The sequence below is a fragment of the Candidatus Solincola tengchongensis genome (assembly GCF_015711935.1).
GTDB classification, from domain to species: Bacteria; Actinomycetota; Geothermincolia; order Geothermincolales; family RBG-13-55-18; genus Solincola_A; species Solincola_A tengchongensis.
The window spans coordinates 14,771-31,449 of record NZ_JACVJJ010000082.1 but is presented as its reverse complement, the minus strand read 5'-3'; the positions used below and the strand labels follow the sequence as shown (position 1 = coordinate 31,449).

The 16,679-nt window shown below is 65.1% G+C and carries 14 protein-coding genes; 2 read left to right on the top strand and 12 right to left on the bottom strand.

Features of this window, described 5'->3' with window-relative positions; translation table 11 throughout:
* Nucleotides 1–582: 582 nt before the first annotated feature.
* Nucleotides 583–1,188: a TetR family transcriptional regulator gene (locus tag H7007_RS07235; RefSeq protein WP_287154294.1), complete on the top strand. Its 606-nt coding sequence runs from the start codon at nt 583–585 to the stop codon at nt 1,186–1,188.
* 195 nt (nt 1,189–1,383) lie between these two features.
* On the opposite strand, the gene H7007_RS07230 is transcribed toward H7007_RS07235, so the two are convergent.
* The 3 genes from H7007_RS07230 to H7007_RS07220 all read right to left on the bottom strand — a co-directional run bounded on the left by H7007_RS07230 (nt 1,384) and on the right by H7007_RS07220 (nt 4,779).
* Nucleotides 1,384–2,646, bottom strand: a complete 1,263-nt coding sequence (locus tag H7007_RS07230) for a thiolase family protein (RefSeq protein WP_287154292.1) — start codon at nt 2,644–2,646, stop codon at nt 1,384–1,386.
* A 478-nt stretch (nt 2,647–3,124) separates the two neighbouring features.
* A complete protein-coding gene (locus H7007_RS07225; RefSeq protein ID WP_287154290.1) occupies nt 3,125–3,946 on the bottom strand; it encodes an enoyl-CoA hydratase/isomerase family protein in 822 nt (273 codons plus the stop codon).
* Nucleotides 3,947–4,254: 308 nt separating this feature from the next.
* Nucleotides 4,255–4,779 (bottom strand): hypothetical protein, encoded by a 525-nt coding sequence (locus tag H7007_RS07220; RefSeq protein WP_287154288.1) that lies wholly within the window; start codon nt 4,777–4,779, stop codon nt 4,255–4,257.
* A 414-nt stretch (nt 4,780–5,193) separates the two neighbouring features.
* Here H7007_RS07220 and H7007_RS07215 point away from each other — a divergent pair, with 414 nt between their 5' ends.
* Complete coding sequence (locus H7007_RS07215; RefSeq protein WP_287154286.1) at nt 5,194–7,317, top strand: sensor histidine kinase; 2,124 nt, start codon at nt 5,194–5,196, stop codon at nt 7,315–7,317.
* A 9-nt stretch (nt 7,318–7,326) separates the two neighbouring features.
* Here H7007_RS07215 and H7007_RS07210 read toward each other — a convergent pair whose 3' ends face one another.
* From H7007_RS07210 to H7007_RS07170, 9 genes are all read right to left on the bottom strand, one after another.
* Complete coding sequence (locus H7007_RS07210; RefSeq protein ID WP_287154285.1) at nt 7,327–7,896, bottom strand: GNAT family N-acetyltransferase; 570 nt, start codon at nt 7,894–7,896, stop codon at nt 7,327–7,329.
* Nucleotides 7,863–9,470, bottom strand: a complete 1,608-nt coding sequence (locus H7007_RS07205; protein ID WP_287154284.1) for a type III PLP-dependent enzyme — start codon at nt 9,468–9,470, stop codon at nt 7,863–7,865. Before H7007_RS07205 ends, H7007_RS07210 begins: the two co-directional genes overlap by 34 nt.
* A gap of 400 nt (nt 9,471–9,870) precedes the next feature.
* The gene (locus H7007_RS07200; protein ID WP_287154282.1) at nt 9,871–10,947 is read right to left on the bottom strand and encodes an NAD(P)/FAD-dependent oxidoreductase; all 1,077 of its coding nucleotides are present in this window, start codon (nt 10,945–10,947) and stop codon (nt 9,871–9,873) included.
* 2 nt (nt 10,948–10,949) lie between these two features.
* Nucleotides 10,950–11,276: a hypothetical protein gene (locus H7007_RS07195; RefSeq protein WP_287154281.1), complete on the bottom strand. Its 327-nt coding sequence runs from the start codon at nt 11,274–11,276 to the stop codon at nt 10,950–10,952.
* A 51-nt stretch (nt 11,277–11,327) separates the two neighbouring features.
* Nucleotides 11,328–11,621: a hypothetical protein gene (locus H7007_RS07190; RefSeq protein WP_287154280.1), complete on the bottom strand. Its 294-nt coding sequence runs from the start codon at nt 11,619–11,621 to the stop codon at nt 11,328–11,330.
* A gap of 368 nt (nt 11,622–11,989) precedes the next feature.
* On the bottom strand, nt 11,990–12,127 hold the full coding sequence (locus tag H7007_RS07185; RefSeq protein ID WP_287154278.1) for a hypothetical protein: 138 nt from the start codon (nt 12,125–12,127) through the stop codon (nt 11,990–11,992).
* Between the two features lie 177 nt (nt 12,128–12,304).
* On the bottom strand, nt 12,305–13,618 hold the full coding sequence (locus H7007_RS07180) for an acyl-CoA dehydrogenase family protein (protein WP_287154275.1): 1,314 nt from the start codon (nt 13,616–13,618) through the stop codon (nt 12,305–12,307).
* 166 nt (nt 13,619–13,784) lie between these two features.
* Nucleotides 13,785–15,083: an acyl-CoA dehydrogenase family protein gene (locus H7007_RS07175; RefSeq protein ID WP_287154274.1), complete on the bottom strand. Its 1,299-nt coding sequence runs from the start codon at nt 15,081–15,083 to the stop codon at nt 13,785–13,787.
* A 29-nt stretch (nt 15,084–15,112) separates the two neighbouring features.
* Entirely contained in the window at nt 15,113–16,201 is a 1,089-nt protein-coding gene (locus H7007_RS07170; RefSeq protein WP_287154272.1) for a hypothetical protein, read from the bottom strand.
* Nucleotides 16,202–16,679 lie beyond the last annotated feature (478 nt).

The window sequence follows — 16,679 nt, the reverse complement described above, 5'->3', positions numbered from 1 at the left end:
CTCTGTGCTCTATCTCATTCTCAAGTTCGAGAACGAGAAGCTCGCTCAGAGGCGGCTTCGGGGGTTCAACAACTTGGTGTCGTCAGAGGAAGGCTAGATCTATGGACACAAATTCCTTGACGCTATCGAATCCTCTTGTTTACATACTCGAGTATGTTAATATTTTTTTTAATATCATCGACCTTGACTGTCAAGCGGAGAACGGAAAAAAAAAGAGCGCCCACCAGGGTGGAGCTACCGCGCATCCCGGTGGTCGTCCCGCAGCTCAATCGGGGGACGGATAGCATAAACGCCCTCCTGGTGGGACGCACAGAAAGCCCGTCGGGGAAGCGGTGGGCATTCCCGCATGGGCGAGGCACCGAGGTACATCGCCTAGAAGGGGAGGCGCTCCGCGACGGCGGCCTCCGCCGGGGAGACCGGACTGCCCGTGCTTAACCCCGCCGCTTTCGCAAGGGAAGGAAGAAGGCGAGGGCGAGGAGCCCACCGGAGGCGGCAAGCCTGATCCGGAAGGCGTCATGACCGATGCCCGCCTCCAGCGGGGAGCGCACGGCGGCGACGGATAAAGGGAGGTAAGCTCAAGCCGTGAAGGAGGGAAAAGGGCTCAGCCGTAGGGAGAGGGGGTTGCGCACCCGCCGGCGCATCTACAAGACGGCCATCGACCTCTTCGCCCGCAAGGGCTACGAGAACGTCAGTGTGGACGAGATCTGCCGCCGGCTGGGGATGACCAAGGGCGCCTTCTACGCCCATTTCCGCTCCAAGGACCAGATCATCCTGGAGGAGTTCATGAACATGGACCGCCACTACGCGGTGGTGGCGGAGAACCTCCCCTCCGAGGCGAGCAGTCTGGAAAAACTGCGCATCTTCAACAGGGAGGCCATCCGGCTCATGTCCGACCTGGGGGTGACCCTCATGAAGGTCCTCTACCACTCGCAGATCGCTCCCCACATGCGGGAGCCGTACCTGGTCAACCCGGGACGGAACCTCTACCGCATAACCGACCAGCTCATCCGGGAGGGGCAGGAGCGGGGGGAGATCCGCTCCGACCTTCCCTCCCAGGAACTGGCCACGGTGCTCATCAACGCCTTCCGCGGCCAGCTCTACCACTGGTGCCTCACGAACGGTTCCTTCGACCTCCGGGAGGCCTGTGAGCAACTCATGGAGCTTATCCTGCGCGGGATCCGGGCCTGATACGTCCCCTCCCGCCGCACCACCGTGCACAGGCCCGCGGTAGCCGACGGATGGGGAGCGGGTCTTGCCGTCATAGCCCCTCCAGGGCTCCGGCCAGGGCCCAGCCACTCGAAAGGAGAGGTAATCGATTAAGCCCTGGCTTCCTGGATCGAGGGTTCAAGGGCGACCGGGCCCCGGGCCGCCAGGGGGAAGCGGTTACCTGTCCACCCTCTCCAGGATGTGTATGCACATGGCCGCCTCGCCGGTGCCGATGAAACCTCCCCCGTTCTCGGACAGGGCGATGCGCACACCTTCCACCTGGCGCCTGCCGGCCTCCCAGCGCAGTTGGGTCACCAGCTCGTGTATCTGGGCGATCCCCGAGGCGCCGATGGGATGACCGCGGCACTCCAGGCCTCCGCTGGTGTTGATGGGCAGCTTGCCCCCCAGTCTGGTGGCGCCGGACTCGGCGAAGGGCCCCCCCTCGCCCTCCCCGCAGAACCCCAGTTCCTCGGTCTGCAGGAGCTCTCCGAAGGCGGTGGCGTCGTGCACCTCGGCAACGTCGATGTCCTCCGGGCCCACGCCGGCCTTCTCGTAGGCTTCCGCGCTGAGGCGCTTGCCGATGAGGTCCATCTCCCCGCCCTCCGGGAGGGTGCCGGAGGTCAGCACGGAGGCCAGTATCTTCACCGGCCGGGCCCCGGTCATGCGCTTCAGCGCCCTCCCCGAGCAGAGGATGGCCGCCGAAGCACCGTCGCCCATGGGGGCGCACATGGCCCGCGTCAGCGGGTAGGCCACCAGCCGGTCGGCCAGCACCTCCTCCACGCTCATGTCCACTTGGTACTGGGCCAGCGGGTTGAGACTGGCATGGTAATGGTTCTTGGCGGCGATGACCGCCAGCTGGCGCTGTGTGGTGCCATATTTTTCCATATGCATGCGGGCGGCCATGGCGTAGATGTCCATGAAGGGGGAACGTCCTCCCCCGCCGCCCTCCGCCTTCACCTCGCCCCGGGCCGCGGCCTCCTCGGCCTTCCTCCGCTCGTCGGCCTGGAAGGCCTCGATGACCGCCCGGATGAACTCCACGTCGGCGTTGGACATGAACATCTCGAACATGGCCTGCTTGTTCTCGGGGTTGTACATCTTCTCCACCCCGATGGCCAGGGCGATGTCGTACTGCCCGGCCTTGATTCCCAGGTAGGCCCCGTGCAGGGCGCTGGTGGCCCCGGCGCAGGCGTTCTCCACGTTCATCACCGGTATACCCTGGATGCCCAGGGGAGTGAGGGCCACCTGTCCCCTGATGCTGTGCTGCCCGTTGACGATGCCCCAGAAGGAATTGGAGAACCAGGCCGCCTGGATGTCCTTCTTCTCCACCGGGCAGTCCTTGAGCAGGACATCGATCACCTCGGCGGTCATCTGCTTGATGCCCTTCTCCGGATACTTGCCGAAGCGGATCATGCCCACGCCTACGATATATACATCGTCCATTCCTGCCTCCCTGCCTCCTTCGCTCTTCTCTCCCCGACGTCGTCGGGCGCCTTTCGTGTCCCCGGGCACAACTCCAAGCCTCGCCCGCATCTCGATTTAAACATACCGGAGTATGCAACTCAAGCCATCCCGACCCCTTTCCTTCTCATGAAAATAAACCTCGAGCCACCCGTTCTCCGCACGAACCGATTCACGTGCCCCCTCCTGCTCCGCAGGGATGAAAAAGCAGTCCGCCCGCCTCCTTCCACCCCGAGGCCACTACCGCAACGGCACGGCATGCCGCTCTTCCGCCGCCCAGGGACATCGAAAAATACAGCCAACCAAGCACCAAAAGCATGCACACCTCCCCCTCATACCGGTTGGTGCCTCCGACCCGGGACTCCCGGTGAAGGGAAGGAGGGTCGGTATTATCCCTCACCCTCTCTCCGTGCAACCGGTAGTCTTGCTCACCTCCCCCGTCCCACTGGGTCCCGGCCGGCTATTCTTCCCCTCCTCCGTCCCTCTGGGCGGAGGGAGGGCTAGAGGGTATCATGCCCCCGGCGATGAGCATATTCTCCATCAACAGCACCTGGTTGCGGTCCTCGAGTCGCAGGGCATCGGCCAGCGAGATTGCGTTGAGGGCGGCGTTGAGGGCGTCCTTGGTCAGGCGCAGTCCGAGCGGCGATTTCTCGAGCATCATGCGTCCGATCTCCCTGGCCTTGGGCAGGAGATCCTCCCGGGGGCACAACTCGTTGACCAGGCCCATGCGATGAGCCTCCTCGGCGCCCACGACCCTACCGGTGAGGAGGAGATCGGCCGCCCGTCCCCATCCCACGATACGCCAGAGCAGGTAGCTGGCTCCCATATCCGCGCCCCCCAGTCCGATGTTGATGTAGGAAGCGCAGAACTTGGCTTCCGGAGCCGCCAGCCGCACGTCTGCGGCCATGGCGAAGCTGAAACCCGCCCCCATGGCTGCCCCGTTCACCGCGGCAATCACCGGCTGGGGGCAAGAGCGCATGAGCTCGATGAGGCCGGAGAAACGCCTCTGCCCCTTCCACAGGTTCTGCCCGCTGACCCCGTCGCCGAGGAACCCGCCTCCGAGGTCAGCGGCCTCCTTGAGGTCCAGCCCGGAGCAGAACCCCTTCTCCCCCTCCCCGGTCAGGACCAGTACCCGGCAGTCCTCGCGGTGCTGCATCTCTTCCCAGAAGCGGTTCAGCTCCTCGAGCATCGTGGAGTTCACCGCGTTGGCCATCTCGGGGCGGTTGAAGGTCAGGATCCCCAGCTCCCCCTCGAGCTCGAAGCGCAGCGTCTCGAATTCCATGGCTCCCTCCCTCTTCCTCCCTCCTGCGTCCCTTTTCCTGTCCCTATGATTCACGCCATCCAATCGGGATCAACGTCGGGCAAGGAAATCCGGCCGGTTCCCCGCCTTCTCGGGTATCGGATTCGCCGCTTTCGGCCATGTCTTCCCGGCAGCAAGAAAAAGGAGATTGGAAGCCCTATCCCGAGCCGGTCCCGCCGCCCCCACAGCCTTTCTCGGCCCTTGACCCGAGGGGAGCGGGAAAACCGAAAGCACAGGCCTTGACCGCGGCGCCGGCTCCGCTCTCAGGCCGGGGCCCTCCCGGGAAGAGCTCATCCCCCGAGGCGCAGGTCAAGGTCTCCCCTCAACTCCATGACCCGGATCCGCGTGCCCCCTTCGCCCTCCTCCACCATCACCGTCTTCACGACCTTGTCCTCCTCCGCCTTGACCCAGGTGGCCTCTTGGTCGCCGCCCTCCAGGGGGATGCCCATCTTTTCCCTGTACCACAGGGTCACGGCCTGGACATGGTCGGGGGTCAGATATTCCGCCTGGTGACTGAGGAGCACCTTGTCGCCCCGAGCGGTGCGCGAGACCAGGGCGCTCCCGGGCACCAGTGCCGCACCTGGATAGAGGGGGATGTCCAGCGGCTCCAACTGGGGGTCGAACTCCCAGACCTCCACCTGGGACTCCCCACCTTCGTCGTGCAGCTTCACCGCGCCGCCCTCGCCGCCCTCCCCTCTCCTCTCCACGCTCACCTGCGGGCCCGCGGCCCCTTCCTCCTTTCTTCCGCAACCGGAAACCGCCGCCATCGCGGCCAGCAGCAACACCGCCGCCAATCTCCACGACCGCCTGCCCAAGGTCCTACCTCCCCCGCCACAGACGTCTTCGATAAAGACCCTTCCGAGGTCAGGCCCTTCCTCCGGCGCGGGGCCGGTCCGCAAGGGTATCTTACCATCCCGCGCCCCATATGGAAGGAAGTGGCGGCGTCGAGCGAGCCCGACTCCCTGCCTTGTCCGCATGCGGGCCGGGCGAAGGCCCTCCCCGGTGTGGGCCTCGATCCCCCGGTATGATAAAGGAAGAGGTTTGCCCCGGGTATCAAATACATCACACCCTTTTCCGATTAAAATAAAGATTGATGTCCGCTGGATCCGGACCGGGTGAAGCGTGGTCGGAAGGCCGAGGCGGATTGTTAGCCTCATTAAAGGACGGGCCATCTTCGGACACCGGATCGGGTCCCTCCGGAAGAGGGTCCTAGACCACGGGGGGAGACCGTGGCAAAGTTCTTGGTGACCGCGCTGGAGGCCGCACTCCTCCTTGCGCTGGCCCTTGCAGTGGCCACCGCCAGGAAGCGAACGCGGGCGCACCTCTACTTCTCCCTCTTCCTCACCACGGTGTCCGTGTGGCTCCTGTCCGGCTTCATCGACCGTCTCTTCGCTCACCCATCCGCTTTCTTCATCACCACCCAGTACCGTTTCGCCTACTCGGCCGCCACCTTCGGGGTGGCCTTCTTCTTCCTCTTCGGGCTGGACTTCTACAGGGGGTTGAGACGGGGCGGGGTGCTGGACCTCTTGATCCTCTCCTCCGCGCTCCTCCTCTTCCTAGCCTCTCTCACCGACCTCATAATCCGCCGCGCCGAGGCGGCGGGGGGCGCCTATCTGGTGCAGTACGGGAGTCTCTACCCCCTTTTCGCAGTGTACTTCGCCTCGCTGGGCGGAGGAGGCCTCTTATGCATCCTCCTCCAGTGGCGCCATTCCCGCGGCATGGACCGCTGGCGCGCGCTCTATATCCTCATCGGCTTCGGCCTCTTCTTCCTCCTGGCCTTCGTCTTCACCATCCTCCTTCCCGGTATCATGACCAGGGACGTGACCTCCGACTACACCTTTCTGGCGGTACTCATACCAGCCGCCTTCACCACCTACGCCATCATGCGCTACCGCCTTCTCGACGTGCGCATCGCCGTCCGCCGCCTGTTCGCTTACCTCTTCTCCCTGACCCTTCTCGGGATACCGTTGCTGGTGTTGTTCTCGCTCCTCCACGGCAGGTGGCCGGAGAACCAGGCCCTGGACGGCGCCGTGTCCTTCATCACCCTGGCCGCGGCCCTTGGGCTGGCGCCTGCGGCACGCGAGGTGGGTTACCGCCTGGCCTCCCGCTTCCTCTTCACCGGCCTCTACGACGAGGTGGAGCTCCTGCACCGCGCCTCGGAGACGCTCTCCACCCCCGACATGCGGACGGGCATCCGCGAAGCCACGCATCTCGTCTGCGAGAAGCTGGGCCTGACGGAGCTCACGGTGGTCATCCCGCGGGAGATATTCACCGGCAAGGCCGACTGGCTGGCGGGGACGCGGCGGGGAGAAGGAGGGCTGGCGACCTTCCACGAGATATCCTACTCCGGCTCGCCCCTCCACCGCCTCATCACCTCGCCCGTGGTCCTGGAGGACATCACCGCCCGGCGAAGCCCTGCTTCCATCGCGGAGAGCATGAAGAAGGCCGGCCTCGTGGCCCTCCTCCCCATACGGGGGAGCCTAGGGGAGGTAGGGGTGCTCCTGGTGGGACATAAGGTGCGGGGTGCGGTGGATCCCGTGGACCTGGAGTTCCTGGGCCGTTTCTGCGAGCGCGCGGGGATCTACATAGAGAACTACCTCCTCTCCAACTACCTCCTCACCCAGCTCGAGGAGGCCCGCAAGGCCCAGCATAAGATCGAGGAGCTGGACAGCTTGAAGACGGACATCATCAACGTCACCTCCCACGAGTTCCGCACCCCGATAACCGTTCTTCAGGGTTACTCCATGGTCCTGAAGGACCGTTTCCCCCAGCTCAGCGAGGAAAAGCGCCGGGAATGCCTGGAGAACATCATCCAATCCTGCCAGCGGCTCACCTCCCTCCTGGACCAGTTCATCACCATCTCCCGTTTCCAGAACAAGGAAGCCCCGGTGTCCAAACAGGTGATCCCAGTGCAGGCCGTCTTCGAGGACCTCAAGAACGAACTGGAGCCGGAGCAGGGTCTGCGCGTCAGGAGCCAGACGCCGCAGGAGCGGGTGATGGTCTCCACGGACCGCTCCTACCTGACCCTCCTTCTGCGGAACATCCTGAGCAACGCCATCCGCTTCAGCCCCCCGGACAGCCCGGTGATACTGCGGGCGGACCTGGAGGACGACCGCGTGCGCATCTCGGTGCGCGATTTCGGGAAGGGCATGGACCCTTCCGAGGTGCGCAACATCTTCAACCCCTTCGACCGCCTGGAGGATGTGGACAAGCACCATTCCGGGGCCGGGCTTGGGCTCTATATCGTGCGCCTCATCGCCGACCTCCTGGAGACGGAGATCGAGGTGGACACGGAGCCGGGGCGGGGAACGGAGTTCTCCTTCCGGCTCCCCGTTTGGAGAGAGGCCACCTGAGCCCCGCGCCTACTCCAGCTCCAGTATGTAGTACACCTGCGCGTCCATCCTCCGCGCGCGGACGGGGATGCCCACCTCCGGGTCGCGGCTCAAACCCTCTATCAACCCGGCTAGAAACTCCTTGGACTGGCAGAAATCGAAGCCGGCGACGCGGTTCCCCTCCCGCATGTAGGAGAGCATGGCCCGGAGCAGGGACTTGACCAGGCCCATCCCCTGCACCGCGGGGTCCACGAATATGGTGGTCACGTAATAGAACCGCCCTTCCTCCACCTCGCGGGGGAAACGTTTCCGGATGTAATCCGGGTTGATGTAGGCCACGGACGCCTTCTCCAGGCTGTTGGTGGCCAGGGCCAGTCCCCTGGGGGTCTCGTCCTCCAGAGCCACGAACTTCAGGTATCCGGGGTCGCGCAGAGCCTCAAGGAAGGAGTCCCGGTGGTAACAGACCTGGTCCTGGTAGGTATCCAGGGAACCGAAGCTCTCACGGTATTTCGTCCACAGGAGGTCCTCCCACCGTTCGGGTACGTCGTCCGTGTAGAGCCGCGTGGTTATTCCCCTGCCTTCCCTCTCCCCGGTGTCCATGTCCCGCTTCCCTCCTTCAAGCCTTCCGCTGCCGCGTGCCGCTTTTGTCGGTGGCCTCGCCCCATACCGTGCTCAACGTGTGCCTCCGCGTCGCCGCACATGAAATGGACATCCGGAGGGGCGAAGCCGTTGAAATCCGTGGCGCAGACGTTGCTGTAGGCCCCGGCGTTGAGGATATACAACCGGTCGCCGCACCTCAGCTCGGGGAGGAGGACCTCCCGCGCCACCACGTCCTCCGAATCGCAGGTGGGGCCGCCCACGTTATAGAGCCTCAAGGGACCTCCACCCTCCGCATACACCTGGTAGGAGAAGCGTTCCTTCTCCTGCACCGCCTCGATCAACCCCTGATAGGCGCCGGCGTCGATATATACCCAGTCCATCCCCTTGCGGCGGGCCCTACCGATGACCGTGGCCACCATGACCGCGGCATCCCCCACCAGAGCCCGCCCCGGTTCCACCAGGATGCGCGGCACCCGCCAGAAATGCCCCTTCAGGGCCAGGTTGATGTGGCTGAGGAAGAGCCCCTTCTCCGGCACCGGGCGCCGGTAGGAGACGGGAATCCCCCCTCCCAGGTTGAGGAACTCGAGCTCTATCCCCTCCCTGGCGGCCCGCTCCCAGACCCGCGCCGCGGCGGCCACGGCCAGCCACCAAGCGTGCGGGTCCAGGCACTGGGAGCCCACGTGGAAGGAGAGTCCCGCCGGCCTCAAACCGTTCTCGCGGGCGGCCCAGATAAGGCGATGGGCATCGTAAAGCGAGGCGCCGAACTTCCCGGAGAGCGGGAACACGCTGGCCCCGATGTCGGGGACGGAGAGCCTGAGGTAAACCCGGCAGCCCGGCGCCCACCGGGCCAGTTTGTCGATCTCCTCCCGGGAATCGAAGGCATATACCTCCACCCCCGCCCTCCAGGCTTTGCCTATATGTTCCTCGGCCTTGATGGGGGCTCCGAAGATTATCCTCTTCGGCTCCACGCCCGCCTTCAGGAGTCCTTCTATCTCCGCCCAGGAGGCGGCCTCGAAACCGGAGCCCCAGTCCCGCAGCAGGCCGAGGATGAAGGGGTGGTCGTTGCACTTCACCGGGTAGAAGACCTCCGCCCCCCTCAGGACGCGCTGGAAACGCAGGTAGTTGTCCATCAGCCTGGAGATGTCGAAGACCAGGAACGGCGTCCTGGCGCGGGCGTATCTCCACTTGACCTGTTCTATGAATAAATGGTCGGCCAGGCCAAGGGCGAGGAAGGAATCGTGACCCCGATAGTGGAGGACTCCGCGGTTACCGCCGCAGCAGGTCCCCGAGAGCGCATCGGGAGCCCTCTCCAAGGTCAAGATCTGGGGGTAGCTGGAACCGTCGTATCCCGCGGTGGGGAACGACTCTCGGCGGGTGTGTCCGGCCGAACCCGGAAAACGCCCATATATCCGGAAGATGAGCTGCGCCATCTCCCTCAGGGAGGGTCTGGATGGATAGCCGGATTCGGGCCTGTACCGGAGCCCTACCTCCCTGATTTCCGCGACACGCGGCGGCGCGGGAGTGGCACCCACGGTCGTCAGCCTTCTCTTCTCCGTCAGCACCTGCGAAAGCATCACGCCCCACCTCCGTCCAGCACCTCGCACCACGGTTCGCGACCGATATAGATTTCCACCTACTGCCAGCACGCTCCTCTGTGAAGCTGTCTCCGCCACAGAGCTCCCTAGGGCAACCCGGCCTCCGGGAGAACTTTACCCCTGGACACGGATCGCCGCCCGGTACCCAGGGCAGCGCTAAGGCCTCAATACCCGGTTTGGTGAGAATGGTTTTGCGGTCTTCATCCATATTATCCCCCGGCACGCAATGAAGCACGACAAGGCCACAAGGCCATCCCTGAAGCGCGAAGGGGGAGACGGCCCATCCCACCATCCTCCGAAGCCCTCCGGCCTTGCGACCCGGAAAGGAGGGGCCGCTTTCCCGGTAATCCACGCCCGCAGCGCTTGCCCGCCCGCGATCTCAGTGGCAGCTCACCGGGCTGAAGCCGGGAATGGCCGAGCTCTTCCGGCCGCGCCGTATGCCCTCCGCCAGGAGGCGCAAGGACAATTCCGGCCCCAGGGTCTCGGCCAGGCCCTCGAGGAGATCCACTCGGGAACGCAGCTTGTACCACACGTGGTGCTTGAAGCGATGCACGGCGGCGAAGTTGCGGGTGAAACGGGAGAACTCCTCCTCCGCTCTTTCAGGCTCCGTGACCGCCATGGCGGCCACCTTTCCGCTCACCAGGGCGCCGGAAATCCCGAACCCCATTAGGGGGTCCATGGCCCCGGAGATCGTGCCGCAGAGTATGAAACCGTTGTGGAAGAGGCGAGGGTTGTCCGGGACGGCCAGGGGCACCACCCCCTTCACGTATTCCCAGTCCTCGTGGTCCGTATCCTCCTCCGCGAGCATGAATTCCCGGTATCGGCGCAGGGCCTCCCCGTCCACGCTCCTCCCGTAGGAGAAGAGGAGGTCGTAATAGAGTCCGTTGCAGAAGGACGCGTAGCCGTATTCGGTGATGCTCTCGTCCAGCCAGATCCAGGCGTAGCCCTCGCGCTCGCTCTCCCCGCGGGACATCCAGCCCTCCCAGACCAGGGAGGGTATTCCCAGATATTGGTAAGCCTCCGGGTTGAGCCCGCAGGCGATGATGGTTCCCTTGGGGAGGGACTCCAATTCCTCCCGCCGCAGAGGCCGCCCGAACTCGAACTCCACCCCCGCCTCCAGGCATCTCCCGTAGAGCAGCGCATCCAGGCCGGAGGGGCGAGAGCTGCGCTCCACGGCATAGGCTCCGGCGGCCGGGAGGGGGACGCGCAGCCGGTGTAGGTAAAGGGATATGGATTCCACCCGGTGAAAGGCGGGGGTTATGTCCATGCCCACATATTCCGAGGTGGCCTGGAGGTCCAGAGGGGTCACGTGGGTGGAGGGGTTGAAGGTCCGCGAACCACCGAAGGAATCCTCCTTCTCGCGCACCACGACCCGGAAGCCCTCCCGGGCCAGGTTCCAGGCGGCCACCATACCGGACATGCCCGCCCCGTAGACGATAACCTCTCCCCTCTTCATCCTTACTCCTCCCTCCGCGCACCGGCTTCGCCCGCTTCATCCACGAAACCGTACCTCAACTCTTCCCCCTCCCGATAGAGAAGCAACACGGTGTCCATGCCCTTCCTCAAACGTCCCTCGCAAGCCCTCCGCAAGGCCGCGAAATCGGCTCTCTCCAGGAACTCGCGCAGGAGCTCGATGCCCGCTTCAGCCTCCACTTCCTCCAGCTCGCCTCGGAGGAATGCCCCCATGAGCCTCTGGTACTCCCGCCTCGCCGCGGTCTCCAGGCAGTGCTCGGCGTCTGCCCCCAGCTCCACAGCGGGGAAAGGTCTCTCCTGCCCCTCTCCCACTCCGCCTCACCTCTCCTCGCGGCAAACCCAAGATGACCCTGCGGAGGCCCTTTAGCCGTAGGCATGCCCTGCGGGCTTCCCCGCCCGGAGGCCCACCCCTCCCCTACCCCGCACCGGGTTTTTTCCACCTCCGCCCCCGCTTTTCCCCGGCCTCCGCGACCTCAGCCACCGGAAGGCCAGGAGTAGCGTCCAGCCGAAGAGGAGTAAGCATCCCGCAAACCAACCTACGATCCCCGCCGCCAACAGGGTATCCAGGTTGAAGGCGCCTCCCGCCACCGTAAGACCTGCGGAGACCGCCAGTGCGGCCACCGCCGCCCAGAAAACCACTCTCAGAGCGACCCCCAACGCGGCTCCCCTCAAGACGGCAAACACTCCCGGTCGGCGGCAGAATCTCAAGGATGATTCTATCCCATTTTGGAGAGGCCGATCGGGAATGGAAATGCCCTTGAGCCAAACCCGGTGTCCTCCTGCAAGGTAGCCGAGACGGGCTGCACATCTCCGAAATCCGCGAGCTTTCGACCATCTTCTCGATATCGCACACCCTGAGGAAGCGCCTGGGGACAAGGGGGGAACGCGCGGGTTGATTGCCCCGTCGAGGCATGGCGATACCAAACGGCGCGGGGGCCAAAAGGCGCCCAAACGCGGAGAGGAAGGGGCCGCCCCTTCCTCTCCTATCTGCGGTCCTCAGTAGGTATTTCGAGGTCGCCGCGGGCTCAGGGGCACGAGCAGCGCGCGACCGCCGGCAGCGCTCCCGCACCCGCCACCAGGATGGTGACGGCGAAACCGGTGGGGCGAAGTGCTCCCACCCCACCGCCGGCGGCGGGCAACAGGGGAAGGATTGTCGGGGGCATCACCACCTCGCCATCTTGGGAAACAATGTCCGGGAAACAGACTCGCCTCTCCTCTCCGGGCACGAGCCAGAAGTACGGATTTACCGGAGTGCTGGCCCTAAACCCTGGGGCACCTTCCCCACGCACACCCTCAGGCTCCGGGCCTCCAAGGACACGCTTTCTCCTTAGGCGGCGACCTCAAACCCCGCTCCGCTCCCTATCCCTCCTCCTGGCCATCTCCTCGTATAGGGGGTTGGGGTGCAGTGAATCGAATCGGTAATAGCCGCGAACCACGTCCAGTCTTAGAAGCTCTGCCGGGACCTCGGCCAGCTGAAGCATCTTGGCGTCTCTCCAGTACTTCTCCAGGTGATAATCGGTGACGTAACCGTAGGAGCCCATGAGCTCCATGGCCCGGTTGGTCACCTCCACCGCCGCGCGGCAGCAATGCGCACGGGCTATAGAAGCCCGGGAGAGGGAGGAATCCGAGGCGCGGTCGGCAAGAACCTCCAGGGAATCGAGGAGCAGGGCGGCGTTGGCGTAAACGTCCCTTCCCGACTGGATGCCCACGGCCATGTCCGCCAGCATCACCGCGCACACAGTGTGTTGCCGGATGGGCTTCCCCGCGGCAATCCTTTCGGAGGTGAAGGCCAGCACCTCCTCGAAGGCGCCCTGGGCGATGCCCACGGCCACGGCGGCGGTCAGAAGGCGCTGGAAGGCCAGCCCCTCGCGCAGGAGAACCGCGTCCTCCCCCGCGCCCGCCGCCCGCCGGGAAAGGGGCACCCGCACGCCGTTCAGGAGTAGGTCGCCGAAGGGGACGGAGAGCAATCCGGTGGTCTCCCTCTTCGTGACCTCCAGCCCATCGGCCGGGGAGTCACAATACACCAGTACCGGCTCCCCGCCTTCCCCTACCTCCCCGGAGAAGGCGGCCACGCAGTATACCCCTGCACGTCCGGCGTTGACGCACCAGGCCTTGTTCCCGGTGAGGAAGAGGCCGTCTCCCCTCTCCTCCACACGCGTCCTCCAGCCGTGTCCCCGCAGGTCCGGGTTGAGCTCATCCCCCAGGGCGGGAGCCTCGAAGAAGGCCGGGCAAGCGGAATAACCGCGCTCCGCCTCCAGGAAACGGGGGGCCAGGCTGGCGAGCACTTCCCCGTTTCCGGCCAGGACCGCCGGCCTCAGGGCCAGGGCGGTGGCCGCCGTGCACACCGCCAGGGAGGCGTCCCCGCGTCCCAGTTCCTCCATGACCAGGCACCAGGGGAGAAAGGAGGCGAGCCCCTCTCCTCCGTGTTCCTCGGGAATGATGGCCCCCGGAAGGCCCAGCTCCCCTAGTCTGGCCAGCAGTGCCCCGAACTTGGAATAGTCACCCGAACGCGCCTCCTGGTCCAGCTCTCGCCGCACGGGTATCACCTCGCGGTCCACGAAATCCCGCACGGACCCCGCGAGCATGCGGTCGGCGGACTTGAGGACGCCCGGCGGAAGACGCTTCTCGCGATCCTCGGCACAGACCTCGTTCAACCTCTCTCACCTCCCTGCAATCCCCGCAAAGGTATCGCCATGCCCCTCTTCCCGTCCCCGCGACCCCTACAGACAAGCGCTCGCTATCGCCGGCCCAGCCCCATACGCCGTGCCCCCGGCCAACGCCGGACCGAGGATTTCATATGCCATTATTTTCCAGATTTCCTCAGGCCCCCGTTCCCTTTCCCCTGAGCAGGTCGTAGGCCTCGTTCCCGTAGAACTGGTCGTAGGGGTAGTACCCCCGGGCCACGTCCAGCTTGCCCAGCTGAACCCCGCCCTCCCAGAGCTGGATGATCTTGTTGTCGCGCCAGTACTTCTCGACGTGGTACGAGGGGTCACCGCCGTAGAGGCCCATGAGCTCCATGGCCCGGTTGGTCACCTCCACGGCCATGTCACAGCAGAACACCTTGGCCACCGTGGAACGGGAGAGCATGTACCGGGAGGTGCGCGGGCCGTAGATCTCCGGGTGGTCGAACATGTAGGCGGCGTTCACGTAGGCGTCCCTTCCCACCTGGATGCCGATGGCCATGTCCGCCAGGATGTTGGCGGCCTCCGTGTGCTGGCGTATGGGCCTCCCGGCCACCTTGTGGTCCCGGGTGAAGGCCAGCACCTCCTCGAAGGCGCCCTGGGCGATGCCCACCGCCCAGGCGGCGCTGAAGAGCCGGGCGAAGATGAGGTTGTCGTGGAGGAGCACGGCGTCCTCGCCGGGGCCCGCCGCCCGGTAGGCCCTGGGAACCCGCACGTTGTCGAAGTAGAAATCGCCCTCCCTGCTGGCACGGAACCCCGCCTTGTCCTCGAAGCGCCCGAAGGAGAAGCCCTCGATGGGCACGGGGACGTAGATGAGGGCGATGCCTTCGTCCCCCAACGAGGGATCCGTGTTGCACACCACGCAGTAGACGTCGGCTATGCCCGAGTTCGTGGGCCATACCTTGGAGCCGTTGATGACCCATTCGTCGCCGTCCAAGACCGCCCGGGTGTGTATCCCCTTCCCCCGCATGTCCACGTTCTCGATGTTGCACCCCCCGGAGGGCTCGGTCATGGCGAAACAGGCCACGTAGAGCTCCCCGCTGGTGAAGCGGGGCCCGAAGTCCTCCAGGAGGGTCCGGTTACCGGCGATGACCGCCGGACGGAAGGCCCAGGCGCCCCCTCCCAGGGCGGCCACGCAGGCCGGTTCCCCTCTGCCGAACTCCTCCAGGATCACGCAGTAAGTGAGGGCGGAGGTGAGGTTCCATCCCCCGTATTCCGGGGGGAGGAAGGCCCCCTGGAATCCCAGCCCCACCAACTTGCGCTGAACCTCCTCCACCAGCGAGAAATCGCCCCGCGTGCTCTCCTCCATCTCCCTCCGGATGGGCCTTATCTCCCGCTCGATGAAGTCCCTCACCAGACCGGCCAGGAAGCGGTCTCCCGGGCCTACCAGCTCGTGCATGAAACGATGCTCCGGGTTCTCGATGCATACGGGTTCCATCCTTCACCCCCTGTCCCTAAGAGCCGAACTCAGGCGGAGACCTCGGTCCCCTCCTCCGGCGACAGGATGTAGGAAACGGTGGAAGGTCCGGCCTCCATCCAGTCGATGCGCGCTCTCCGTCCCTCGACGGCCTGGTAAAATGCCCCAAGCCTGCCGGCCATCAGCAGCTCCTCGTAGGGGTTGTCCACCCAGACCCGCAGGATCCCTCTCGAGGTATATTCCACCTCGCTGGCCAGCCCGTAACCGTACACCGGCAGCTGGGAGAGCATCTCCTGTAGGAGCCGGCCCCTGTCCTCCTCGGCCAGCCCCACCAGACCCAGGTCCTTCAGCATGCGAAGGGTCCTCTCCCTCTCGGCGTCCACGATTATGGGCGCCACCTCCTCCCCCAGCTCCCGGATGACCAGGCGCACGGAATGGGCCTCCCAGTTGATCATGCGGATGTTCCTCCTGCGGTCTATGATGAGACCTTCCTCCTCAATCCACTCAAGGTTCCTGAGCTGGAGGGGAACCCCGCAGCGGGGGCAGAGGTGGTGCCGGAAATCCCCTTCCTTCAGGGGAGGGTAGTCCACTTGTAGGCGTTCGGAGATCTCCGGCTTGGACTCCGTGGCCTCCACCCGCAGGATATAGCCGTCTTCCTTTTCCTTCCAGAAGGCGCGGTAGGGACGCCCCTCCAGGGCCTCGAAGGCCCCCACCACCACGGCGGCCATGAGGTCCAGGTCCCAGGGATTACGGATGAAGGCCTCTCCGAACCGCCCGGGCTTGTAGCGGAGGGTCCGGGAGTGGGCGGTCCCGGTGAGGGAGGCCAGCCGGTGGAAGAAGCACACCGCCCCCCGCTTCAGGGGGAGCACGTGAAGAAAGGCTCTTCGCGCCGGGTTGTCCAGGAGGCCATCGACCACCTCGCGGACGGAATTGCGTTCCGCCTCGTAGAAAATGCGGTTCACCGGGAAGCCGAGACCATCGGAGATGCGCCGCCTTATCTCGGGCAGGAGATCCGCCTCGTAGAAGATCTGGCGGTATTTACGGTTGCCCAGGTTGACCACCGCCCCATTGGGCATCCAGGCGTTGAGGCGCCCGATGATGCTGGGCACGCCGCATATGGGACAGCGCCTGAACCTCATCCTTCCTCCCCACTGGAGAAGAGAAGCCCTAAAGCCTTTTCCACCCTTGCCCATCCGGTCCCGCACCCCCTCCCATAAGAATAAGGATACCCCCGGCTGGCTGGTGTTTAAACGAACTCCGCACCTTGGAGGTCGAGATGAACGGGTGCGGGGAACGGGCTGGCGCCGTGAGGTCCTCGATGAGCTCGAAGGACGCCTCATCGCTTCTCACCGGATACCCCGGCATGGGGCGAGCCTACCGCCAAGGTTTTCCCTTTCCCGAAAGGTAAGCGCCCCGCCTCCCGGCAGGACGGTTGACGTGACCGCGGAAGGTCCTCGGGCCCTGGTTGAGCGCGGCTTCCGTGTGGATCGCGACCTCCCGGCATGGAGGTGATTCGCGATCCTCCCCGGGACTCGATCTCGCCGGAGCGCCGGCTGCCGTCACTCTGTTGATGTGCTTCTCCTTGGGCGCACCGCGTCACGGCCCGGCGCTCCGAGC

Excerpts from the sequence above, each read along its gene's own strand:
- H7007_RS07185 (WP_287154278.1), bottom strand. The coding sequence starts at position 12,127 with ATGCCCCCGACAATCCTTCCCCTGTTGCCCGCCGCCGGCGGTGGGGTG.
- H7007_RS07205 (WP_287154284.1), bottom strand. The coding sequence starts at position 9,470 with ATGCTTTCGCAGGTGCTGACGGAGAAGAGAAGGCTGACGACCGTGGGT.
- H7007_RS07170 (WP_287154272.1), bottom strand. The coding sequence starts at position 16,201 with ATGAGGTTCAGGCGCTGTCCCATATGCGGCGTGCCCAGCATCATCGGG.
- H7007_RS07200 (WP_287154282.1), bottom strand. The coding sequence starts at position 10,947 with ATGAAGAGGGGAGAGGTTATCGTCTACGGGGCGGGCATGTCCGGTATG.
- H7007_RS07230 (WP_287154292.1), bottom strand. The coding sequence starts at position 2,646 with ATGGACGATGTATATATCGTAGGCGTGGGCATGATCCGCTTCGGCAAG.
- H7007_RS07175 (WP_287154274.1), bottom strand. The coding sequence starts at position 15,083 with ATGGAACCCGTATGCATCGAGAACCCGGAGCATCGTTTCATGCACGAG.
- H7007_RS07225 (WP_287154290.1), bottom strand. The coding sequence starts at position 3,946 with ATGGAATTCGAGACGCTGCGCTTCGAGCTCGAGGGGGAGCTGGGGATC.
- H7007_RS07210 (WP_287154285.1), bottom strand. The coding sequence starts at position 7,896 with ATGGACACCGGGGAGAGGGAAGGCAGGGGAATAACCACGCGGCTCTAC.